At 75.2% G+C, this 20,402-nt stretch carries 20 protein-coding genes; 11 read left to right on the forward strand and 9 right to left on the reverse strand.

The genetic code is table 11. The annotated features are described in order from the left end of the window. Positions 1–322: 322 nt before the first annotated feature. The gene (locus tag ACFY15_RS10800; RefSeq protein WP_390690881.1) at positions 323–1,078 is read right to left on the reverse strand and encodes a hypothetical protein; all 756 of its coding nucleotides are present in this window, start codon (positions 1,076–1,078) and stop codon (positions 323–325) included. 74 nt (positions 1,079–1,152) lie between these two features. Beyond that, complete coding sequence (locus ACFY15_RS10805) at positions 1,153–2,046, reverse strand: DUF4232 domain-containing protein (RefSeq protein WP_390690880.1); 894 nt, start codon at positions 2,044–2,046, stop codon at positions 1,153–1,155. Positions 2,047–2,289: 243 nt separating this feature from the next. Here ACFY15_RS10805 and ACFY15_RS10810 point away from each other — a divergent pair, with 243 nt between their 5' ends. The 5 genes from ACFY15_RS10810 (at position 2,290) to ACFY15_RS10830 (ending at position 6,178) form a co-directional block, all read left to right on the forward strand. Continuing rightward, the gene (locus ACFY15_RS10810) at positions 2,290–3,426 is read left to right on the forward strand and encodes a hypothetical protein (protein WP_390690879.1); all 1,137 of its coding nucleotides are present in this window, start codon (positions 2,290–2,292) and stop codon (positions 3,424–3,426) included. Next, the gene (locus tag ACFY15_RS10815) at positions 3,423–3,809 is read left to right on the forward strand and encodes a hypothetical protein (protein WP_390690878.1); all 387 of its coding nucleotides are present in this window, start codon (positions 3,423–3,425) and stop codon (positions 3,807–3,809) included. The genes ACFY15_RS10810 and ACFY15_RS10815 overlap by 4 nt, the downstream gene beginning before the upstream one ends. Then, complete coding sequence (locus ACFY15_RS10820) at positions 3,776–4,222, forward strand: hypothetical protein (protein WP_390690877.1); 447 nt, start codon at positions 3,776–3,778, stop codon at positions 4,220–4,222. The genes ACFY15_RS10815 and ACFY15_RS10820 overlap by 34 nt, the downstream gene beginning before the upstream one ends. A gap of 126 nt (positions 4,223–4,348) precedes the next feature. After that, complete coding sequence (locus ACFY15_RS10825; protein ID WP_390690876.1) at positions 4,349–4,987, forward strand: carbonic anhydrase; 639 nt, start codon at positions 4,349–4,351, stop codon at positions 4,985–4,987. Between the two features lie 126 nt (positions 4,988–5,113). After that, positions 5,114–6,178 (forward strand): MerR family transcriptional regulator, encoded by a 1,065-nt coding sequence (locus tag ACFY15_RS10830; protein ID WP_390825368.1) that lies wholly within the window; start codon positions 5,114–5,116, stop codon positions 6,176–6,178. Between the two features lie 251 nt (positions 6,179–6,429). Here the strand turns inward: ACFY15_RS10830 and ACFY15_RS10835 are convergent, their stop codons facing one another. Then, positions 6,430–7,089 carry an RNA polymerase sigma factor gene (locus ACFY15_RS10835; protein ID WP_390690874.1) on the reverse strand — a complete coding sequence of 220 codons (660 nt, stop codon included), beginning with the start codon at positions 7,087–7,089 and terminating at the stop codon, positions 6,430–6,432. A gap of 175 nt (positions 7,090–7,264) precedes the next feature. Beyond that, positions 7,265–8,638, reverse strand: a complete 1,374-nt coding sequence (locus ACFY15_RS10840) for a cryptochrome/photolyase family protein (protein WP_390690873.1) — start codon at positions 8,636–8,638, stop codon at positions 7,265–7,267. A gap of 502 nt (positions 8,639–9,140) precedes the next feature. Between ACFY15_RS10840 and ACFY15_RS10845 the strand changes: the two genes are divergently transcribed. Further along, positions 9,141–10,781, forward strand: a complete 1,641-nt coding sequence (locus ACFY15_RS10845) for a cytochrome bc complex cytochrome b subunit (RefSeq protein ID WP_390690872.1) — start codon at positions 9,141–9,143, stop codon at positions 10,779–10,781. A 20-nt stretch (positions 10,782–10,801) separates the two neighbouring features. Here the strand turns inward: ACFY15_RS10845 and ACFY15_RS10850 are convergent, their stop codons facing one another. Both ACFY15_RS10850 and ctaD read right to left on the reverse strand, forming a co-directional pair. Further along, positions 10,802–11,191 (reverse strand): cytochrome c oxidase subunit 4, encoded by a 390-nt coding sequence (locus ACFY15_RS10850; RefSeq protein ID WP_390690871.1) that lies wholly within the window; start codon positions 11,189–11,191, stop codon positions 10,802–10,804. After that, positions 11,181–12,839, reverse strand: a complete 1,659-nt coding sequence (ctaD, locus tag ACFY15_RS10855) for a cytochrome c oxidase subunit I (protein ID WP_390690870.1) — start codon at positions 12,837–12,839, stop codon at positions 11,181–11,183. Before ctaD ends, ACFY15_RS10850 begins: the two co-directional genes overlap by 11 nt. A gap of 313 nt (positions 12,840–13,152) precedes the next feature. Here ctaD and ACFY15_RS10860 point away from each other — a divergent pair, with 313 nt between their 5' ends. Continuing rightward, the gene (locus ACFY15_RS10860) at positions 13,153–13,314 is read left to right on the forward strand and encodes a hypothetical protein (RefSeq protein ID WP_042813696.1); all 162 of its coding nucleotides are present in this window, start codon (positions 13,153–13,155) and stop codon (positions 13,312–13,314) included. Between the two features lie 492 nt (positions 13,315–13,806). Here the strand turns inward: ACFY15_RS10860 and ACFY15_RS10865 are convergent, their stop codons facing one another. Beyond that, positions 13,807–14,034, reverse strand: a complete 228-nt coding sequence (locus ACFY15_RS10865) for a hypothetical protein (protein ID WP_390690869.1) — start codon at positions 14,032–14,034, stop codon at positions 13,807–13,809. Between the two features lie 180 nt (positions 14,035–14,214). Between ACFY15_RS10865 and ACFY15_RS10870 the strand changes: the two genes are divergently transcribed. Next, positions 14,215–14,385, forward strand: coding sequence for a hypothetical protein (locus tag ACFY15_RS10870; RefSeq protein ID WP_390690868.1), 171 nt, complete (start codon positions 14,215–14,217; stop codon positions 14,383–14,385). Between the two features lie 49 nt (positions 14,386–14,434). On the opposite strand, the gene ACFY15_RS10875 is transcribed toward ACFY15_RS10870, so the two are convergent. Further along, positions 14,435–14,689 (reverse strand): hypothetical protein, encoded by a 255-nt coding sequence (locus tag ACFY15_RS10875; RefSeq protein ID WP_390690867.1) that lies wholly within the window; start codon positions 14,687–14,689, stop codon positions 14,435–14,437. A 15-nt stretch (positions 14,690–14,704) separates the two neighbouring features. Here ACFY15_RS10875 and ACFY15_RS10880 point away from each other — a divergent pair, with 15 nt between their 5' ends. Then, on the forward strand, positions 14,705–15,262 hold the full coding sequence (locus tag ACFY15_RS10880) for a LysR substrate-binding domain-containing protein (protein ID WP_390690866.1): 558 nt from the start codon (positions 14,705–14,707) through the stop codon (positions 15,260–15,262). A gap of 190 nt (positions 15,263–15,452) precedes the next feature. Beyond that, positions 15,453–15,827: a VOC family protein gene (locus ACFY15_RS10885; protein ID WP_390690865.1), complete on the forward strand. Its 375-nt coding sequence runs from the start codon at positions 15,453–15,455 to the stop codon at positions 15,825–15,827. Between the two features lie 127 nt (positions 15,828–15,954). Here ACFY15_RS10885 and ACFY15_RS10890 read toward each other — a convergent pair whose 3' ends face one another. Beyond that, positions 15,955–16,764, reverse strand: a complete 810-nt coding sequence (locus ACFY15_RS10890) for a 4'-phosphopantetheinyl transferase family protein (RefSeq protein ID WP_390690864.1) — start codon at positions 16,762–16,764, stop codon at positions 15,955–15,957. A 368-nt stretch (positions 16,765–17,132) separates the two neighbouring features. Here ACFY15_RS10890 and ACFY15_RS10895 point away from each other — a divergent pair, with 368 nt between their 5' ends. Further along, positions 17,133–19,970: a LuxR C-terminal-related transcriptional regulator gene (locus ACFY15_RS10895; protein WP_390690863.1), complete on the forward strand. Its 2,838-nt coding sequence runs from the start codon at positions 17,133–17,135 to the stop codon at positions 19,968–19,970. Positions 19,971–20,402: the final 432 nt, after the last annotated feature.

Here is a 20,402-nt window from a genome sequence, read left to right on the forward strand (position 1 = left end):
CGCGCCGACGGTACGGCCCGGCGGTCTCCTTCGGTCCCCGCCGCCCCGGGAGTCCCGGGCGGTGATCACCGCACCGCCGCGCAGGGTCGCGGTCAGCGAGGCCGGGGGAGCGGGGGCCGGCGGCGCCGGGCCGGCGCGGGGGCGGTCGGGCGTACGGGGCTGGAGGGATCCCGTGGCGTTGATCTCCGCCACCTCCCGGCTGCCCGCGGCCAGTTGGTGGGCGCGGCCGGACGCGGCCCGCCAGAGCGTCGTCGCGAGGAGGTGCTGCCCGAAGCGTCCGCAGGCGGCGGCGGAGCGGGCCCGGGCCACCCCGGGCAGGGCGTCACGGGGCGGGCCAGGTGCCGAGGGCGTGGGCCAGGCGGTCGCTGTGTTCGCGGGTGATTCCCCGGGCGAGGCGGATCCCGCACCGCGGGCTGCCGGGCTCGTCGCAGGACAGGATGCCGGGGAACTGCCGCGCGCCGCCCGAGAGCGGGGAGGGCGAGGGCAGGGACCATTGCGCCGGCTCCCACAGGGGGTGGTCGTGGAGCAGGGCCTCCGCGACCCCGTGCGCTCCGGATTCGGGGACGCCCACCTCGACGAGCGCTTCGGCGACCCGCTCGGCCGCGTCGGCGGGCAGGTCGCGGTCGCCGAGGGCCGGAAGCAGGAGCAGCAGGCGGACGTGCGGAGCCTGGACGCCGGGAGCCCCGGGGTCGGGTGTTCCGGCGATGTGCGTGAGCTCGCGCCAGGACAGCCCGGGGCCGGCCTGGTGCCCGTCGACGGTGGCCAGGTGGCCGTGCCGGTCCCATTCGGGGTGGGAGACGAAGTACTCCGTCCCCGGCTCGTCCTCGAAGTTGCGGCCCACGACGACCGCGGTGTGCCCGCCGGCGAACGGGATGCGGAAGACCGGCCAGCGCTCCTGCGCGGTCAGGGCCTCGTACGCCGCGTCCGTGTCGGCCTCGTCGGCGCCGAACCACAGCGGATCCGGCTCGTTCTCCTCGGTCTGGCACATCCACAGCAGGTAGGCGGCCCAGAACCCCGGCAGGTCCGGCAGGTCCTCCGCGGCGACGAGGGGGGCGTCGTCATATCCGTCGATCAGCACGCGCCCAGGGTGCCACCCGGCACTGACATTGAAGCTGACACTCAGGTTCCGGACCGGGTACCGGTCGTGCCGTCCTACTTCGGCGGGAGCGTCCAGGCGCGGACGGCGAGTCTGCCGGTGGTGCCGAGATCGAGCCGGGGCGTCACCGTCACCGGATCGGCGCCCTCCCGGGCCCGCACTCTGACGTAGGGGACGTTCACGGGGTCCCCGGATTCGGTGGTGTTGCGCCACATGAGGCCCGATACGGCGCTCTCGCCCGGCTTCAGGACCAGGGGGCGGGCCGGGTCGTCGAACCCGGTGCCGGTGGTGATGCCGCCGCTCCCCTGCACGATCCGGATGCCGGGGACGGGGGCACGGTCCTCGTCCAGCAGTTCCAGCATCGGGTAGCCGTCGAGCGGGTAGTCGCTTTTCCCGCAGTTCTCCAGGTGCAGGCCCACCACGCGCAGCCCCATCGCGGCGTCGCCGTCGTCCGTGGTGACGCGGATGCCGGAAGGAGGACACTCCCCGGCCGCGGGCGGTGCCTCGGCGGCGGGGACCTTGGTCACCTGGGAGACCTTGACCCGGGTCGCCCGGGACGATCCCGGGCCCGGGGCCGGCCGGACCGTGCCGCGCACGGTCGCCCCGGGGCCGACCGCGCGTATGGTCTCGCGGGTGTTGCCCATGACCTCCCCGGCGTCCGTGGTGAAGTCGAAGAGGACCGTGTAGGTCAGCGTCTGGGTACCGCCGTTGGTGACTTCGTAGGCGGCCGAGATCCCGGAGTCGCGGGCCGGCAGGGGGCCGGCGTGGACGGACGTCCCGGCCGAGGCGGAGGCGGGAGCGCCGGAGGGGGCGGTCACGGACGTGATCCGTACACCGTCCGCCGACGGGGCGGTGACGGACGTCCCGGGGGCGCCCGCCCGTTGGGTCCCGCAGGCCGTGAGGAGCAGGACCGAGGCGAGGGCCGGCAGAAGGCGAGTGGTTTTGCGCATCGGGCCACTCCAGCAGGGGCGCGGACGCCGGGCCGTGACCGAAGCCACAATTCCGGTCACAGGGCTGTCACGGGCGGCGCCCCGCCAGGCCGTCCGGGCCCGTCGCACCGCCCCGCCCGTCTCCCTGCCCGGGAGCCTGGACGCGCCGGTCGTACGAAAGGTGCGACGCGGTGGCGACCCCGGCATCCCATGTGATCATCTTCATATGCCTCGGTGCTGCCCCTGAGGGCGTACCGTGCTGGTGTGAGCACAGGCGAGACGAATGCACCCGGGACCGCGTTGCTCCTGGCGGCCGCCCCGTCGGGCAAGGGCCGACTGATCGACGCGACCCGTGTCCTGTCCACGCTGGCGGCCTGCCCGCCCAGTTCCCTGATGCGCACGGCCGCCGGGACCATCGTGGAGCTGGCCGATCCGACCGATCAGCAGACCGTCCTCACCCGCATCCGTGCCGCGGCGGCCACCCCGGGCCCCCTCACCCTGCTCCTCGCGGGCCAGCTCGAGCTCGACACCAGGCAGGGCGCGATCCACATGGCCCTCGCCCGGACGACCCCGTCCACCCTGCGCTACACGGGACTTCCGTGGGCCTGGCTGGCGAGCGAGCTCAAGCCGCGCCGTCCGGGCAGCACGACCCTCCTCGTCGACCTGGTCACGACAGCCGACGCCTGGCAGCGGATCGGCGCGGAGGGCCTCACCCTCGGCCACGGAATCCCGGTCTACGGCCGCGTCGCCCCACCGCCGCGCCGCCGGCGGGTCACGGAGCCCGCCTACCTCCAGGCCGTGGCGAGCATCTGGCGGAGCGGTCTGACACCGCCGCTGGCCGAGCTCCACGCGAAGGCCGCTGCCCAAGTGGCCGACCCCGGGGCGCTGTTCCTCACCGCTGAGGCCCTGTCCGCCCCGGTTCTGGCGCGCAGGGCGCAGGCCGACGCGGAGACGACCGGCGACCCGCTCCCCGCGATCCTCGCCGCCGCACGCGCGGGCCACCACGACCAGGCGGCGTCGCTCGCCGCGCGGTGGGAGGGCTGGGCGGTGCAGAGCCACGGCCGTGGCTCCGCGCAGGCGGTCCAGTGGCTGGAAGTGCGGGCCGACCTTGCCCGCCTCGCGGGCGACGCGGCCGGCAGCTGCGAGCTGTGGATGGCGGCGGTCGACGCACGTCTCACCCGTCGGCAGGCCCCGGACGACCCGGACGTGGAGGCCGCCGTGGACCGGGCCCACCACCAGTGGCAGTCCGTGCGCGACGCGGCGCGGGCCCGGGAACTCGGACCGCGCCTGGTCGGCCTGCGCCGCCGGGTCCCGGGACGGCGGCCGGGCGCGACGGAAGCCGTGCAACGCCGACTCGAACTCCTGCACACCATGCCGCAGGCCCTGACCGGGGGCCGGTGACCCGCGGCGGCCCGAGCGCGCTGGACGGCGACCTGACCGTCGACCCGAAGACGGTCGGCATACGGGTCGAGCAGAACACCGCGACGAGGCCGGGGGAGGACCCGAGCGTCGTCTGGGACGACAGCACCGGGACCCTCACCGTGACCGCCCGGCCCAACACGTACTTCCAGGCAGCCGGCTCCATGGCCCTGGTGCCGGACGGCTTCCCCGTCTCCGCCACGCCGGGCCTGGTCCTGCCGCACGTGACGGAGCGGGCCGCGAGCGGTGTCCTGGCGCAGAAGTACCCCGTCACCCTGAGCCTGCCCACCGTCGCCGCCGACGGGGCGGACCTGGACGGCGTCAACACCAAGTGGGTGCAGGGCCGCTCGTCAAGGATCGGCTGACCCTCCAGGGCGGTCTGGCCGTCTCCGGCGTGCTGGAGACCCAGGACGGGCCCCCGCGGCTGGTCGTCCACGGCCGGGTCGAGGCCCGCAGCGACCTCGCGGTCGGCGGAGCCCTCTCCGCCGTGGCCGGCCTCGCCGTGAGCGGGCAGGCCCTCTTCGAGGGGAGGGTGAACGCCAACGGCCACCTGTCGGTCCGTGGCCCGGGCGGCTGGGTCATGCACACCGACGACGACAAGGTCTCCCTCAACAGCGACCTGCGCGTCCAGGGGGAGTCGGCCTTCCACGGCAAGGTGAACGCCAACGCGCACCTGTCCGTCCGCGGTGGAGGCGCCTGGGTGGTGCACACCAACGACGGTCAGGTCTCCGTCAACGGCGACCTCCGCGTCCACGGGGCCTTCCGCTCCGACAGCTGACGGTCCCGGCCCGTCGACCGGTCCGCCGCACCCCCGGGCCCGGCGGACCGGCCGGCAGGGCCCTGCCCCCGCCGGGGGGATCTTCCTCACACGGCTGGGCCCCCCGATTCCGCGTAGTCTGCGGCCATGACCGCTGATCGAATGAATGTCCAGGAGACCCTGGCGACACTCCTGGCCGGCAACGAGCGCTTCGTCGCCGGTACGCCCGTGCACCCCAACCAGGACGCGGCCCGGCGTGCGGAGATCGCGCCCGCGCAGACGCCCTTCGCCGTCCTCTTCGGCTGCGCCGACTCCCGGCTGGCCGCCGAGATCATCTTCGACCGGGGCCTGGGCGACCTCTTCGTGGTGCGTACCGCGGGCCACGTCGTGGGCACGGAGGTCCTCGGCAGCATCGAGTACGGCGTGAGCGTGCTGGGCTGCCCGCTCGTCGTGGTCCTCGGCCACGACGCCTGCGGCGCGGTCGCGGCGACGCGGGCGGCGGTGGAGGAGGGCGCCACCGCCGGCGGTTTCGTACGGGACGTGATCGAGCGCGTGACCCCGAGCGTGCTGGCCGCCCGGGCCGCCGGCTACAGCGAGGACGGCGACTTCATCGCCGAGCACATACGGCACACGGTCGATCTGCTGCTGGACCGCTCCCGCCTGCTCGCCGAGCGGGTGGAGACCGGCGAGGTGGCAGTGGTGGGCCTCTCCTACCGCCTCGCCGACGGCACCGCCCAGCTGATCACCGCCCGGGGCCTGGAAGCACCGGCGGGCGCCGCGGGCTGACCCCCTCGCCCGGCGGCGGTGGCGGGGCCCTTCACCCGGACGCACCCCCGCGCGGCTCCGGCGGACGGGGGCCCCGGGTCGGGCCGCTCCCTGACTCGCATCGATCGCGCATCGTAGGATGGGCGCATGTCCGGAGCGGCCCTCGGTGTCTCGACGGGTGCCGTGGCACGGCGCCTGGGAGTCTCGCCGACCACCGTGCGTTCCTGGGAGCAGCGGTACGGGATCGGGCCCGCGGTGCGCGAGGACGGCCGGCACCGGCGGTGGAGGCCCGAGGACGTCGCCATGCTGGAGGAGATGTGCCGGCTCACCTCGTCGGGCATACCGCCCGCCGAGGCGGCCCGCGCCGCGCTGGCCGTGCGCCGAAGGCCCGACGGGGACGTCTGCCCCGACCCGCCGCGCACGCCGCCGCAGCCACGGGGCGCGGAGGCGCCGGGAAGCACGAGCCGGGCCCGTCGGCCCGGCTCGGGCAACGGCCTGCCCCTCGGCGAGGTCCGCCAGGAATGCCGGGGACTGGCGCGCGCGGCCGTGCGGCTCGACGGGCCCGCCATGGAGGCCCTGCTGCAGCAGGCGCTGGGCACCCACGGGCTGGTGACCGCCTGGGACGAGGTGATGGTGCCGACCCTCCACGCCGTGGGCCGCAAATGGGAATCCACCGACAACCGCTACGTCGAGGTGGAACACCTGCTGTCCTGGCACGTGTCGACCGCGCTGAGGCGGGCCGCGGTCACCGCGCCCCGCGCCTCGGCCAGCGGCGCGGCCCCCGTACTGCTGGCCTGCCTGCCCGGGGAGCAGCACACCCTGCCGCTGGAGGCCCTGGCGGCCGGGCTCGCCGAGCGGGGGCTGCCGACGCGGATGTTCGGCGCGGCCGTGCCCGCGGCGGCGCTGCGCGCGGCGGTGTGCCGGTCGGGTCCGGCGGCGGTCGTGCTCTGGTCGCAGTCCCGCTCGACCGCGGACACCGCCCTGGCCCGGCACATGGCGGCCACGGCCTTCGGCCTCAAGGGGGCGCGGACCGCGCCCCTGGTCCTGCTCGCCGGCCCCGGCTGGCCCGTGCGGGCCCCGACCGCGGGCATGGTGCGTCCCCACGGGCTGCGGGAGGCCCTGGACGTCATCGCCGCGCTCTACGCGGGGGCCGGTCCGGCGGGCGAGGCCGACGGGCCGGCGCCCGGCGCCGGCGCGCCGTCACATCCCTGAGGTCAGTCCGCCGGCCGGCCCGGCCGCGCGCTGCCGCCGCCGCTCGTCGCCCGGCGCGGAGGGCGGGGAAGGAATCCGCTGGTGCGGGCCTGGTAGGCGGCATACCCCGGGCGGTCCGCCCTATGTGGCGTTCCACGATCCGGCGGACACTCCGGCTCCCACCACCGCGATGCCGGGTCGCTCCCATCTCTCCACCCCCTGGTGTCGTGGGGCCCGGGGAACGCTTCCGGCCGGGCCCGGTGTACGTCGGACTATGCGGCGCCGCGGGCCGCCGGGACGGGTCCGGTGCCGGTCCCGGATTCCCCGGCGGCGGAGGCCGCGCGGAGCCTGAGCCTGCGCATGCCCCTGCGGGCGTGGCTCTTGACGGTGCCGAGCGGCATCCCGGTGCGGTCGGCGATCTGGACCTGGGTGAGGTCGGCGTAGTAGGCGAGGGCCAGCACCTCGCGCTGGAGCCGGGGGAGCAGGGAGAGCTCCCGGGCGACCACGATCCGGTCGACCGCCCGCTCGGGGGCCGCGTCCGGGTCGTCCGGGAGGGGGAGGGCGGTCGCGGCGGCCATCACGTCCAGGCGCCGGGTCCGCGCGGCCAGCGCGTCCGCCGTCTTGCGGCGGGTGATCCCCAGGAGCCACGCCGGCAGGGTGCCGCGGTCCGGGCGGAACCCGGACCGCCCGCGCCACGCCGCGACGAACACCAGCTGGGCGACGTCCTCCGCCTCGCGCCAGTCGCCCAGGGCGCGGTGGGCATGGGCGTGGACCAGGCGGCTCCAGCGCTGGTGGGCGAGGGGCAGCCATCGTTCGTCGTCCTGGACCAGCAGCGCGGCGATCGCCTCGTCGGAGACCGCCTCGTCCCCCGGGGCGCCCGCCGGGCGGGCCGGGCGGACGGCGCTCCCGGTGTGAGCCGTCGGTACCGCCATGACGTCTCCTCCTCCGGTCCGCGGTGGGTCGCGTCCGCCGGAGCGGGGGTCCCCCGCGCGCGGAAGGACGTGCCTCCGGAGCCGGTGGACGCGATGAGGTCAGCCTCCCGGGACCATGGCGGTCGTATCAACTCGCATCGGTTACGCATCGAATCCCTGCTTCGACGGGTCCGGATCAGTGGATCCCGCGGGCGTGCCGGAACCGGGCCAGTCCGTCCGGGAGCGCGATCACGGGATCCGGGTAGTCGTACGCAGCCCGTTCGAGTCCGGTGAGGCGCCAGGGCTCGTGGACCGCCGCGCCGTCGAGTCCGGCGAGTTCGGGGACCCAGCGCCGGACGTACGCGCCGTCCGGGTCGTAGCGGCGGCCCTGCAGCACCGGGTTGAGGACCCGGTTGGGCCGGGTGTCCGTTCCGGTACCGGCCACCCACTGCCAGTTGAGCTGGTTGTTGGCCACATCGCCGTCCACCAGCAGCCCCAGGAAGTGGCGGGCGCCCTCGCGCCAGTCGACGTAGAGCGTCTTGGCCAGGAACGAGGCGGCGATCAGCCGGCCGCGGTTGTGCATCCACCCCTCCTGGGCGAGCTGCCGCATGGCGGCGTCGACCACCGGGTAGCCCGTCCTGCCCTCCTTCCAGGCCCGCAGGTCCTCCTCGGCCTCCCGGCCCCGCCGCCAGCGGTCGTCGCGGGTGCGGTACTCCTGGCCGGCGCAGCCGGGGCGGGCCGCGAGCACCTGCTGGTGGAAGTCCCGCCAGCACAGCTGGCGGATGAACGCCGCGGCGCCGGCGCCTCCGTGCCCGTGCGCGCGGTACACCGCCTCGCCCGCCGACACCGTTCCGAAGTGCAGGTGGGCCGAGAGGCGGGAGGTGGCGTCCCCCGCGAGGTCGTCGTGCCGCTCCTCGTACTCCCCGGCGTGCTGCGACAGCCAGGACCGCAGGAGCCCGCGCCCCTCCCGCTCGCCGCCGGCGGCCAGCCCCGGCGACAGGCCGGCCTGCCCCGAACGCGTCGGTACGTCCTCCGACCGTGGCAGGGACGGGAACCGCAGCACCGGGGGAGCGGGCCACGGGGTGCGCAGCGGTTCGGTGCTCCAGCGCCGGAAGTACGGGGTGAAGACGGCGAAGTGGTCGGAGCCCTGGGGCGTGAGGGCGCCGGGAGGCACCACGGTGTTCACCCCGTCGTGGACCAGCAGACGGCAGCCCTGCGCCTCCAGGGCGCGCCGCAGCCGGGTCTCCCGGGCCCGGGCGAACGCCGTGTACCCGGCCGCCGTGTGCACCTCGGCGGCCTCCGCCTCGCGTGCCACCCGGCAGACCTGCGCCGCCGTCTCGCCCGTGCGCACGACGAGTCGGCCGCCCCGGCTGCGCAAGGACGCGTCGAGGTCGGTGAGGCAGTCCGCGAGGAAGGCCAGCCGGTTGGGCGCGGCGAAGCCGGCCCGGTCCACGGCCGGGTCGCGCACGAACAGCGGCACGATCTCCCGGCCGCCCTCCAGCGCGGCTCGCAGCGGCGGATGGTCGTGCACCCGCAGGTCGGACGTGAACAGGACGACGGCGACGGCCATGGGCCACTCCCGGCGGTCGGCCCGCGGCCACGCGCGGGGCGGTGCCGACAGGGCAGGGCAACTGACGCAGTGCCTTCCGTCCTGCGCCGCCCGGCGGATGCACCGGCGGCCGCCGTCTTCGCTCAGCCCGCCCGGGGCCCGGGCGGAGCCGGCCGGGCCGACAGGCGCGACCCGAGGCGCGTGTGCATCTCCCGGGCGGCCAGACGCTGCTCCGGGGTGCAGCCGGCGTGCACCGTGCCCGGCTCCGGCCCCGCTCCTGCCCCTGCTCCTGCCCCTGCCCCTGCCTCCGGAGCCGGACCGGCTCCTGCTCGTGCGCCGCGCGCCGGAGCCGGTCCTCGCCTCTGTCCCGCACCCGCCGCCCCGTCTCGCTCGGGACGGTGGTCCGCTCGTCGGGGGGCGTCCGGCTCGCACCCTGATAGGTGTCGTGTCTGTTCTGCCCCGCTCTGGCGGGATTCGGTAGCGTAATCCGGCGTACGCGCGCGACAACAGGAGGGGCACGCCGGTGCCGGTTTCCCAGCGGAGCACACGGAAGGCTTCGCGCGGCGCCGAGGCCCTGGACGCGCGGCTGCCGCTGGCCGAGATCGCCCGCGGCACGCTGCGCAAGGTCTTCCCGGACCACTGGTCGTTCCTGCTCGGCGAGCTCGCGCTCTACAGCTTCGTCGTCCTGCTGCTGACCGGCGTGTACCTGTCCTTCTTCTTCGACCCCTCGATGAGCGAGAGCGTGTACCGCGGCTCGTACGCGCCGCTGCGCGGCGTGCGGATGTCCCAGGCCTACCTCTCCACCCTCCGCATCAGCTTCGACGTGCGCGGCGGCCTCCTGATCCGGCAGATCCACCACTGGGCGGCGATCGTCTTCCTCGCCGCCATCGGGGCGCACCTGCTGCGCGTCTTCCTCACCGGAGCCTTCCGCCGCCCCCGCGAGCTCAACTGGACCATCGGCGTGACCCTGTTCGCCCTGGCCACGCTGGAGGGTTTCGCCGGCTACTCCCTCCCCGACGACCTGCTGTCCGGCACCGGGCTGCGCATCGCCCAGGGCATCGCGCTGTCGGTCCCGGTGGTCGGTACGTACCTGGCCCTCTTCGCCTTCGGCGGGGAGTACCCCGGTGCGGACATCGTCCCCCGCCTCTACCCCGTGCACATCCTGCTGGTCCCCGGACTGCTGCTGGGCCTGGTCACCGCGCACCTGCTGCTGGTCGTCCACCTCAAGCACACCCACTGGCCGGGGCCCGGCCGGACCGGCCGCAATGCCGTCGGCCTGCCCTTCTTCCCCCAGTACCTGGCCAAGTCGGGCGGGCTGTTCCTCCTCGTCTTCGGCCTGCTCGCCGCCCTCGCGGCCGTCGCGCAGGTCAATCCCGTCTGGGTGTACGGCCCCTACCGCCCCGACCTGGTCTCCACGGGCTCCCAGCCGGACTGGTACATCGGCTTCCTGGAGGGCTCGCTGCGGCTGATGCCCGGGGTCGAGACCCGGCTGTGGGGGCACACGGTGGCGTGGAACCCCTTCGTGGCGGCCGTCCTGCTGCCCGGCGCGCTCTTCACCGCGCTCTACGCCTACCCCTTCTTCGAACGCTGGATCACCGGCGACCGCGGCGAGCGGCACCTGTGCGACCGCCCCCGCGACCGCCCCGTCCGCACGGCCTTCGGCGCCGCGGCCCTCGCCTGGTACGCCGTACTGCTGCTGGCGGGAGCCCAGGACATCCTCGCGTACGTCTTCGCCGTGCCCCTGCCGGCGTTGACGTGGACCCTGCGCGCGGCGTTCTTCGCCGTGCCGGCGGGCGTCTTCTGGCTCACCCGGCGGCTCTGCCTGGCCCTGCAGGACCGGGAACGCGAACTGCTGACCGAGGGCGGGGAGACGGGCCTGGTGCGCCAGGGCGTCGAGGGCGGCTTCCACCCCGAGCGCCAGGCCCTGCCGGACGGGCGGCGGTACAGGATGCTCGTGGGGGAGCGGCCCCGCCCCCTGGAGGACGACCGCGACCCGACCCGCTCCCTGCCCCGCCGGCTGCTGGGGCGGATGCGGGCGGCCGTCAGCTCCTGGTACTACCGCGACCAGGTCCCCTACCCGGCGACCCCCGAGCAGCGCAGGGAGATCGCCGAGGTGACGGCCGGCCCGGACCGCCCGGAGGGGGCCGCGGCGAAGTCCTCGTAGGGCCACCCGGAACCGGGGCGCTACTCCGGATGGCCGAGGTTCTGGAAGGCGAAGCCGAGGACCCCCGGCACCAGCACCCCGAAGCCGATCAGGAACAGCCACAGCCCCTGGACCACGCCCAGTGCCGACAGGGCGGCGCCGGCGGCCGTCAGGACGGGGAAGTAGCTCCGGTCGGGGAAGAAGGTCCGGCGGCCGGAGGCCTCCAGCACCTCGGCGTCCCCGCGGTCCTCGGGCCGCTCCCCGCCCCGCCGGTACTGCCGCCACAGGAAGGCGGCGACCAGGCCGGACATCACGAAGGACACGCACAGCGCGGAGCTGCCCGCGGGGTCGTCGGAGAACCAGCGGTAGACGACGGTGGTGGCCCCGAAGAACAGGGCCGTTCCCGTGAACAGCCAGGCCTCACCCTTCACCGGCCACCTCCGGGTGGTGCAGGTCGAAGGCCGGGGACTCCGAGCGGATCCGCGGCACGGTGTGGAAGTTGTGGCGGGGAGGCGGGCAGCTCGTCGCCCATTCCAGGGAGCGGCCCCAGCCCCAGGGGTCGTCGACCGTCACCCGCTCGCCCGTGCGCCGGGTCTTCCAGACGTTGTAGAGGAACGGCAGCGTGGACAGGCCCAGCAGGAAGGCGCCGATGGTGGAGACGGTGTTGAGGAGGGTGAACCCGTCGGAGGCCAGGTAGTCCGCGTACCGGCGCGGCATGCCCTGCTCGCCCAGCCAGTGCTGGACCAGGAAGGTCAGCTGGAAGCCGGGGAAGAGGGTCCAGAAGTGCAGTCGGCCCAGACGCTCGTCCAGCATCCGGCCGGTCAGCTTGGGCCACCAGAAGTAGAGGCCGCCGAAGGTGGCGAAGACGATCGTGCCGAAGAGGACGTAGTGGAGGTGGGCGACGACGAAGTAGCTGTCGGTCAGGTGGAAGTCCAGCGGCGGCGAGGCGATCAGCACCCCGGTCAGACCGCCCAGCAGGAAGGTGACGAGGAAGCCGACTGACCACAGCATCGGCATCTCGAAGGAGAGCGAGCCGTTCCACATCGTGCCGATCCAGTTGAAGAACTTCACTCCCGTCGGCACGGCGATCAGGAACGACAGCAGGGAGAAGAACGGCAGCAGGACGGCCCCCGTCGCGAACATGTGGTGCGCCCACACGGTCGCGGACAGGCCGGTGATGGCGATGGTCGCCCCGATCAGGGACACGTAGCCGAACATGGGCTTGCGGCTGAAGACGGGCACGATCTCGCTGACCACCCCGAAGAACGGAAGGGCCACGATGTAGACCTCCGGATGGCCGAAGAACCAGAACAGGTGCTGCCACAGCAGCGCGCCGCCGTTCGCCGCGTCGAAGACGTGCGCGCCGAACTTGCGGTCGGCCTCCAGGGCCAGCAGGGCCGCTGTGAACACCGGGAAGGCCAGCAGGGCCAGGATGGACGTGAACAGCACGTTCCAGGTGAAGATCGGCATCCGGAACAGGGTCATGCCCGGAGCGCGCAGGCACACGATGGTGGTGATGAAGTTGACCGCGCCGAGGATGGTGCTGAGTCCCGCCACGGCGAGCCCCATCGCCCACAGGTCGGGTCCCGTCCCGGGTGAGTACACGGCGCCGTTGAGCGGCGCGTACGCGAACCAGCCGAAGGCCGCCGCCCCGTCGGAGGTCAGGAACCCCGAGACCACCATCAGGCCGCCGAACAGGTAGACCCAGTAGGTGAAGGCGTTCATCCGGGGGAACGCGACGTCCGGGGCGCCGATCTGCAACGGCATCAGCGCGTTGGCGAACCCGGTGAAGGTCGGTGTCGCGAACAGCAGCATCATGATCGTCGCGTGGACGGTGAACAGCTCGTTGTACTGCTGGTTCGAGACGATCTGCAGCCCCGGGCGGGCCAGCTCGGCCCGCATCACCAGGGCCAGCGCCCCGGCGAAGAGGAAGAAGCAGAAGGCCGTCACCAGGTAGAGGTTGCCGATCACCTTGTGGTCGGTGGTCGACAGCCAGCGCAGCACCGCGGATCCCTGCCGGACGCGGTGTCCGGTCCGTTGCGCCGTCTCCGGGGGGAGCGAGGGGTCCAGAGCCGTCATCGGGGTCCTCCAGGGCGTCGCGCCTTCGCAGCCCCACGGCCTCGGAGCCCCGCCGCCGTGCCTGCACCCCCTTCGACTACCGGCCCCCCGTCCGGCCGCCCGCCCGACGCGCCGGTGCCCGCCCTCCACCGGCCGCCGTATCCCCCGCTTGGGGGGGATACGGCCGGGGGTCCGGCCGCGCGGTGGCGGGGGCCCGGGCAGAGTACCGGGGGGAGCGGCTGCCCGGGGTCGGGGCCCGCACCGAGGGGGTCTTCGGCCTCGGCGTGCATGCTCGGGAGTTCCGGGGGCATGCGAGGGCGCGGAGGTGATGACCATGGTTCCCCTGCTCCTCGTTCTTCTGCTCGCCCTGGTCCTGTTCGGAGCCGGCTTCGCACTGAAGGTCCTCTGGTGGGTGGCGATCGCCGTGCTGGTGATCTGGCTCCTCGGGTTCGTCGCCCGGCCGAGGACCGGCGGCGGGCGCTGGTACCGCTGGTAGCCGCGGCCGGCCCGCGATGAGGCGTGGGTGGGGCCCGCACCGTACGGTGCGGGCCCCACCGCCGTGTCCGCCTCGGCCCGGGGAAGCAGAACCCCTCCCGTCCAGGGATGCCCTTCGTCGGCCGCGGTCAGGCTGCCGGCGCGACCAGGCGTGCGGCTTCGCCGTCCGGAGCCCTCGGCCGAGGCCCCGCCGCGGACCCGAGCGCTGGCCGGCGCGAGCTCCGCCGAACTCGAAGAGCGCGCAGGCCGCTGGGCCACCCGGCTCTGGTCCGAGGACGGGGACGACATGACCGATGATGATCTACTGGCGGTCCTGCAGGGCGTTGCCCGGCGCGCGGCGTCTGCGGTGCACACGGGCTGCGTCCTCTACAGCTGGAGCTTCTGTTCCGTCCTCCCGCGCGGGACGGTCCGCGTCCGGCCCCGGGTGCCGTGCCCGGACCGCCGGGCGGATGCCGGGTGAGTCGGCCCCCTCACGGGCCGGAAGGCCCGCCGGTCAGGCGGCCTCTCGGCGCCCGGGCGCCTTCCGCGTCCGCACTCCGCCGAGGACGAGCGCCAGCCCCACGACGGCGATGCCGAGGTAGGCGCCGGACGGAAGGTCGACGACCTTGTGGAGCCAGCCCCACTCCGTGCCGAAGAAGGCCTGTGAAACGAAGCTGATCAGCCCCTGGGCCCCTACGACGTACCCGATGCTTTCGACGGTGTATCCGATGGTTGTTCGCACGGACCAACCCTCCTACGGCGGCGCCGCGGGATCGTCCTCCGCAGGGCCGAAAACGCGGTAGGCCGAAGGATGCAGTCGCCCGCCGGGAGCGGTGGCCGCGCCGGGCCGTAACCCCTGGTGCTGGACGGCAGCAGGACTCTCTCTTGGCCACGGGCGCCGGCCGCCACCAGGGTGGGGCACATGCGAAACGTGACGAACCCTCAAGACGGGCGGCCCGCGCTCAAGGCGGCCACAGCCGCGGAACACCGCCGCCTGGCCGGTCTCTTCGACGGCCTGCGGGAGCGGAACGCGCCCAGCCTCTGTGCAGGCTGGTCGGTCCGCGAGGTCGTCGCGGCGGCCTGCTCCGCCTGACCGGGTGGCCGTCTCCGCCACCGCCCCCGGTCCCGCCGGCTCCCGCCGGTTACGCGGGGCGGGAGACGTACGCCAGGCCGTGGGCGCCGGGTTCGGCGAGTCTGGCGATGTCCAGCCGGGCCAGGCGTTCCAGGGTTTCCAGGTCGATGACGTCGACGGTGGAGGAGACGACGCAGGACACGTAGCCGAGCCGGCCGTCGGGGGCAGGGTTCGACGCCGTGCACCTGCGGCGCACCTTCACCGTGCAGGCCGCCGACCTGCTGCTGGTGGGGCTGGCCGGGAGCCTGATGGAGCACGGATCCACGCGGAGGCCCCGCAGGTGGACGTGGTCTTCCTGCCGGAGGCGGTGGAGGGCGGTCCCGGGTTGCGGCAGGGGTGGGTGGACGTGGAGCTGGGGGTCCTCGGACACCTGGACCCGGAGATCCGGACCCGGCCGCTCGCCCGGATGCCGCTGGTCGGGATCGCCCGCAGCGGTCATCCCCTCTTCGACGGGCCGGTCGACGCCCGCCGTTTCGCCGAGGCCGACCACATCGGCATCTCCCGGCTCGGCAAACGCCTCGGGCCCATCGACAGCGCCCTGGCGGAGCTCGGGCTGCGCCGCCGGACCGCGGTCGTCGTACCCAGTCACACGAGTGCGATGATGCTCGCCCGGGACAGCGACCTCGTCGCGCTCAGCCTGGCCGGCTGGCTCCCCGACACGGTCGCGGCCATGGGCCTGCGGACCTTCCCCGTCCCCCTGGACCTGGAACCCCTGGACCTGGGGATGGCCTGGCACCCCCGCAACTCGGCCGACCTGGGGCATCGTTGGTTCCGCGAGCACCTGGCGGCCGCCGTCCTGGCCCCGGCCGGGCCGGGACCTGCCACCGCCCGTACCTGACGGCCGCTCGTCCCGCGGCCGGCGCGATGCGGATTCCGCCGGTCGTCGTCCGCCCGGACGCCGCGCCCGGACGCCGCGCGGGGACGGCCGCGCGGGGAACAGTGTTCCGCCGTGCATGGGGGCCGCGGAGGTGGGTACGACCCCCGGGTACGGGTGATCGCGGGAGCGTCCGAGGGACAGGGTGTCGGAAGTGATTCGAAAGCTGCAGGCGGTTGCGCTGGACTGTGCCGATCCGGTGTCGCTGGCGGAGTTCTACGCGGGTCTGCTCGGCGGCCGGGTGGTCGTCGACCCGGACGATCCCGACTGGGTCGTGGTGGACGGGTTCGAGGGAACGCCGCTGGCCTTCCAGCGCGTGGACGGCCACCAGCCGCCCGAATGGCCCGGCCGGCAGCGCCCGCAGCAGATCCACCTCGACTTCGACGTCGACGACCTCGACGGGGAGGAGAAGCGGGCGCTCGCCCTCGGCGCGACCGTACTGGAACGGACGGACCAGATCCGCGCGGACGCCAACTGGCGGGTCTACGCGGACCCGGCCGGTCACCCCTTCTGCCTCTGCTTCCACTGACGCCGGCCTTGACGGGGCGGCCCGGCGGCCGTGCGTTTCCCGGACGCCGCCGGGTGCCCGCTGTGCGCGAGGCATGATCCGGTGGGCCGTCCCGCCGGTGCGGCCCCGGACCTCCGGCGGGCGGGGGTCAGCGGCCGGACAGGGCGTCGGCGGCGGCTTCGTCCAGGACCCCGAGGTAGTGCGTGCGGAGCGTGATCCCGGGGTCGGTGCCCGGCGCCCTTTCCAGGGCCACGGCCGCCGCGTGCTCCGGCCCCACCGGCACGTCCCGGACGGTCCACCCGGACGGCCGGGCGGGCGCCCCGATGCCGGGGTCGCCCAGGTAGTCCAGGTTCGGGCTGCGGCCCACCCCCGTGCCGAGCCCCTTGAGGTAGGCCTCCTTGCGGGCCCACAGCCGGGCGAAGACGGCGGGCCGCAGGGCGGGCTGCGCGGCGTGGATCGCCCGCTGTTCGGCGGGATGCAGGGCCTCGGCCACGGTGGTCGCCCGGTGCGGAGCCGGCAGTGCCTCCACGTCCACGCCGACCGGCCGCCCGGCCACCCCGATCAGGATCAGTCCGCCCGTGTGGGACAGCGAGAAGTGCGGCGCGCCGGAGCCGTCCACGGCCGGGCGCCCGTGGGGTCCGCCGCAGCAGGGGCACGACCGGCGCACGAAGCGCAACTCCGCGGGAGCGACGCCCTCGTACGCGCAGAGCACCCGGCGCAGCGCGAGGTGCGCGGCCACGTAGCGGCTCCGGTCCAGGGGGAACACGAAGGCGGAGACCCGGGCACGCTCCTGCGCGTCCAGCGGGGACCGGTCGAGGACCACGGAGCGCAGCCCGGAGTCCGGGACGTGGAACAGCCACAGGTCCAGCGAGTCCCCGGCCGGCCGGGAGCGGGGCCCCGGCCAGGGGGCGGGCGGCCAGCCCGGCGGCGGGCAGGACGGCTCCAGGTGGGACAGCACGCAACACTCCGGTGGGTTCGGCGGCCAACTCCTGTCCCGGCACGATAACCCAGCCCGGGGAAAGCGGAATTGATGGCCGGATATCGGCTGAACCGTTCCGGTGGTTCCCTGCCCCGCGCCCTGCACGCCGCGCGGATAAGGGAATTCGGGTGCAAGGAAAGGCCGAAATCCGTGCGGTTCTCCGCCGACGGGCGGCTCGCGGTGGCGTGTGCCTCGGCCAAGGTCCAGTCCATTCTGGCTCAAATTGAGCGGATCGTCCGTAAATTCCCGTGGCACATCCCTTACGATCTTGGTCACGCAGGGACATTCCGGCGTCGTATCGCCGGATGACCAGAGGCGGTTCCACGAAGGAAGAGGGAAATGCAGTGGTGTTCACCGCTGGAATGGCGCGGGGACCGGTGCCGACCCCGGACGTCCCCACCCCTGAACTCGAAACCTTGCTGCGCCAGGCCGCCGAGGCCCGTACGGGCACCGCGCGGGCCGTCCTCGTCAGGGGCCCCGCCGGAATCGGCAGGACCCGCCTGCTGACCCTCGCGCGGCGGCACCTGGAGGCCGACGGCTGGGCCGTGCGCCGCACCGCCGGCCGGCAGGACGGCCCGCCCCGTACCCGCGCGGTGGACACCCTGCTGCCGCCCGGGCCCGGGTCCCCGCCCCCCGCGGCCCCGCCCCGCGACCTCCACCACGACCGGGACGTCCACCACCGGGCCCTGGACATGCTCGCCGCCGGCCCCCTGGCCCTGGTGGTCGACGACGCGCAGTGGTGCGACGAAACCTCCCTGCGCTCGGCCGAGTTCATCCTGCGCCACGCCGCCGCCCGGCCCCTGCTCCTGGTCCTCGCGCAGCGCACCGACGCCCCCGGCCCCGGAACCCCCGTACTCGCCGGGTTCCTCGCCCGGGGCCGCTGCACCCTGCTGGAACCCTCCCCGCTCACCGACACCGCCATCGCGCACCTGGCGGCCCGGATCCACGGCGGGCCGGCGGACGAGCCGTTCGTCCGGCGCTGCGCCGAGCTCACCGCCGGCAACCCGCTGCTCCTGGACCGGCTGCTCACCGCCCTGCACGCCCTCGGCATCCCGCCCGTCGAGGACGCCGTGCACCGGCTGGACGCCGTCCACCAGTGCGTGCTGGCCTCACGGGTCCCCGAGCTGCTGGCCGCCGGCCCGTCCCGCGCCCGGCAGGTGGCCACCGCACTCGCCGTCCTCGGCCGGGCCGCCCCCGACCTGCTCGCGGCGCTCTGCGGACTGGACGTCCGGGCCGTGGAATCCGCGCTGACGGCGCTGCGCCGGATCGAGGCCGTGGTGCCGGGCTCCCCGCCGCACATGCGCGAGCGCGTCCGCGCCGGGGTCCTCGCCGGCCTGCCCGGACCCGACCTGCGGGACCTGCGGATCCGGGCCGCCCGGGTCCTCAGCGACGCCGGCCGGCCCGCCCCGGAGGTCGCCGAACAGCTCGCCCCGCTGGACCGGATCGACGAACCGTGGATGTTCGCCGTCCTGCGCGACGCCGCCGCCGAGGCCCCCACCCGGGCGACCGTCAGGGCCGCCGGCCGCTGGCTGCGCGGCGAGGCGGGCCGCGCCCTCACCGACGCCGAACGCGGCGGCCTGCACGTGGAACTGGCCCGCGCCGCCAGCCGTACCGTCGTCACCCCCGCCCACGCACTCTGGCACCTGCGCAGGGCCCTGGCCCTCACCCCCGACGCGCGCGGACAGGCCCCCGTGGCCGTGCAGTACGCCATGATGGCGCTTGGCACCCGCCGGGCCCCCGAAGGCCTGCGGTTACTGGAGCGGGTGCTGGACGGCCTGGCCGGCGCCGCGGCCGACGGCGCCGGCCCCGCCGACCGGGACCTGCGCACGACCGTCGAATCCGCCCTGCTGGCCACCGCCGTCAACGACCGGACGGCGCTGCCCGCCGCACGCGCCCGGGCCGCCGCCCTGCCCGTACCGACGGGGCACGGTCCGGCCGACCGGCGCCTGCTCGCGGCGCTCAGCGCCTTCGCCGCCCTGGACGGCGGATCGGCGGACCGGGCCGCCGCCCTCGCCCGCCAGGCCCTGCGCGCCGACGAACCCGGAACCGCCGGCTGGGGGGTGTTCTGCTCCTCCGCCGTCCTCGCGCTCGCCGACTGCGTGGACGAGGCCCTCGCCGCCCTGGACCGGGCGCTGTCGCCGGCCCGGGAACACCCCCCGCTGTGGCCCCGGCGTGCCGCGCTCGCCGGCCGTTCCCTGATCCTGCACGGCGTCGGCGACGTCGCCGCCGCGGCGCGGGACGCCCGCGCCGCGACCGAGGTCACCGGCCCGGCAGGGGCGCCGCCCCTCGCCCACCTCGCACTGAGCTCCGTCCTGCTCTCCCAGGGGGAGGGCGCCCGGGCCGGCGCCGTGCTCGACGGACTCGCCCGCACCGCGCGTCACCTGGACCGCAGCGTCTGGGAACGACACCTCTTCCTGTACACCTCCGGGGAGGTCCGCCGGGAGCGGGGCGACCTCGAAGGGGCGCTCGACCTGTGGCGGCGGTGCGGGCGCAGCCAGGAGGAGGCGGGCATCGCCAACCCGGTCCTCGCCCCCTGGTGGCTGCCGACCGCCACCACGCTGGGCCGCCTGGGCCGGGGCGCCGAGGCCGCCGGGCTCGTCGGGGAGGCCCTGGAGCGGACCCGCAGCTGGGGTACCCCGCGCGCCCTGGGGCTGGGTCTGGTCGCGGCGGCCTCCGTCGTCGGGGGCCGGGACCGGACGGAGCTGCTGGCCGAGGCGGTGGAGACCCTGGCCGCCTCGCCGGCCCGGCTGGAACTGGCCAGGGCCGAGTACCGGCTGGGCCGCGAGCTGCTCGCGCTCGGTGACGCCCGGGCGGCGCGCGGGCACTTGCGCCAGGCCATCGAACTCGCCACCCGCTGCGGCTCCCATGCGCTGACCGCCACCGCCCGCGAAGCGCTGGTGACCGCGGGCGGACGGATGCCGCAGCTGGCCACGGCCCCCGTGGACTCGCTGACCCCCAGCGAGCGCCGGATCGCCACCCTGGCCCAGCGCGGCCACAGCAACAAGAAGATCGCGGAGGCCCTGTTCATCACCCCGCGGACGGTGGAGATGCACCTGACCAACGTCTACCGCAAGCTCGACGTCCGGGGCCGCGGCGACCTGCCCCGCGGCCTCGGCTCCCGCGCCCGCCCCGCCGTCCGCTCCGCCGTGCCCCACCCGGCCGACGGCGTGCCGGCCACACCCTAGTGCGATGACCGGAAGGGTTTGCCGGTTCGCGGTGTCCGGTGCGGTGCGTCGCAAGGCGGAGGGCCGCGGCGCCTACCGGACGTACTCGCGTGGCCCGACGACGCGGCGAGGTGCCGTGCCGGGCGTCGTGCGGCGGTGAACCCTTCCGGCCAGAGCGCTGGCCCCCGTCGTCGGACTCCCGCCCGCACCGGTGCGCCGGGCGCGCGTTCCCGGCGCACCGGCCGCACGACCGGGTACACCCGGTACGAGGTCGTGCACCCGGCCCACCGGGAGCCCCCGCCGGACGCCGCGTGGCCGCCCTCCGGGCGACGAGGGGGTCTTCGTCGACGGGGCTTTCGACGACGGGGTCTTCCACGACGGGGCCTTTCGACAGCGGGGTCTTCGACGACGGGCCCTGACGGCCCGTCCGGGACGGCGCCCGGACGGAAGTGC

The organism is Streptomyces sp. NPDC001373, from assembly GCF_042895815.1.
GTDB lineage: Bacteria > Actinomycetota > Actinomycetes > Streptomycetales > Streptomycetaceae > Streptomyces.

What these genes read in the sequence shown, in the direction of transcription:
- ACFY15_RS10805 (WP_390690880.1), bottom strand. Translation starts at nt 2,046, where the DNA reads ATGCGCAAAACCACTCGCCTTCTGCCGGCCCTCGCCTCGGTCCTGCTC.
- ACFY15_RS10825 (WP_390690876.1), top strand. Translation starts at nt 4,349, where the DNA reads ATGACCGCTGATCGAATGAATGTCCAGGAGACCCTGGCGACACTCCTG.
- ACFY15_RS10830 (WP_390825368.1), top strand. Translation starts at nt 5,114, where the DNA reads ATGTCCGGAGCGGCCCTCGGTGTCTCGACGGGTGCCGTGGCACGGCGC.
- ACFY15_RS10835 (WP_390690874.1), bottom strand. Translation starts at nt 7,089, where the DNA reads ATGGCGGTACCGACGGCTCACACCGGGAGCGCCGTCCGCCCGGCCCGC.
- ACFY15_RS10840 (WP_390690873.1), bottom strand. Translation starts at nt 8,638, where the DNA reads ATGGCCGTCGCCGTCGTCCTGTTCACGTCCGACCTGCGGGTGCACGAC.
- ctaD (WP_390690870.1), bottom strand. Translation starts at nt 12,839, where the DNA reads ATGACGGCTCTGGACCCCTCGCTCCCCCCGGAGACGGCGCAACGGACC.
- ACFY15_RS10860 (WP_042813696.1), top strand. Translation starts at nt 13,153, where the DNA reads ATGGTTCCCCTGCTCCTCGTTCTTCTGCTCGCCCTGGTCCTGTTCGGA.
- ACFY15_RS10870 (WP_390690868.1), top strand. Translation starts at nt 14,215, where the DNA reads ATGCGAAACGTGACGAACCCTCAAGACGGGCGGCCCGCGCTCAAGGCG.